Origin of the sequence: Kitasatospora sp. NPDC002965, assembly GCF_040611255.1 — a bacterium.
In the GTDB taxonomy this organism is placed as follows: domain Bacteria; phylum Actinomycetota; class Actinomycetes; order Streptomycetales; family Streptomycetaceae; genus Kitasatospora.
Genome location: NZ_JBEXNT010000320.1, coordinates 1 through 1,030 on the forward strand (window position 1 = coordinate 1; position 1,030 = coordinate 1,030).

The 1,030-nt window shown below is 55.9% G+C and carries 1 rRNA gene; it reads left to right on the forward strand.

Going from position 1 to position 1,030, the window contains the following annotated elements:
* A 23S ribosomal RNA gene (locus tag ABZY91_RS42115) occupies positions 1–1,028 on the forward strand; the annotation flags it as partial.
* Between the last annotated feature and the right edge of the window lie 2 nt (positions 1,029–1,030).

The following is a 1,030-nucleotide window of genomic DNA, read 5'->3' on the forward strand; positions in this document are numbered from 1 at the left end:
GGCGAAGCTGAGAACTTAAGCGCCAGTAAACGGCGGTGGTAACTATAACCATCCTAAGGTAGCGAAATTCCTTGTCGGGTAAGTTCCGACCTGCACGAATGGCGTAACGACTTCTCGACTGTCTCAACCATAGGCCCGGTGAAATTGCATTACGAGTAAAGATGCTCGTTTCGCGCAGCAGGACGGAAAGACCCCGGGACCTTTACTATAGCTTGATATTGGTGTTCGGTTCGGCTTGTGTAGGATAGGTGGGAGACTTTGAAGCAGCAACGCCAGTTGTTGTGGAGTCGTCGTTGAAATACCACTCTGGTCGTGCTGGATGTCTAACCTGGGTCCGTGATCCGGATCAGGGACAGTGTCTGGTGGGTAGTTTAACTGGGGCGGTTGCCTCCTAAAGAGTAACGGAGGCGCCCAAAGGTTCCCTCAGCCTGGTTGGCAATCAGGTGTTGAGTGTAAGTGCACAAGGGAGCTTGACTGTGAGACTGACGGGTCGAGCAGGGACGAAAGTCGGGACTAGTGATCCGGCGGTGGCTTGTGGAAGCGCCGTCGCTCAACGGATAAAAGGTACCCCGGGGATAACAGGCTGATCTTCCCCAAGAGTCCATATCGACGGGATGGTTTGGCACCTCGATGTCGGCTCGTCGCATCCTGGGGCTGGAGTAGGTCCCAAGGGTTGGGCTGTTCGCCCATTAAAGCGGTACGCGAGCTGGGTTTAGAACGTCGTGAGACAGTTCGGTCCCTATCCGCTGTGCGCGTAGGAGTGTTGAGAAGGGCTGTCCCTAGTACGAGAGGACCGGGACGGACGAACCTCTGGTGTGCCAGTTGTCCTGCCAAGGGCATGGCTGGTTGGCTACGTTCGGGAGGGATAACCGCTGAAAGCATCTAAGCGGGAAGCCTGCTTCGAGATGAGCACTCCCACCTCCTTGAGAGGGTAAGGCTCCCAGTAGACGACTGGGTTGATAGGCCGGATATGGAAGCCCTGTGAGGGGTGGAGTTGACCGGTACTAATAGGCCGAGGGCTTGTCCTCAG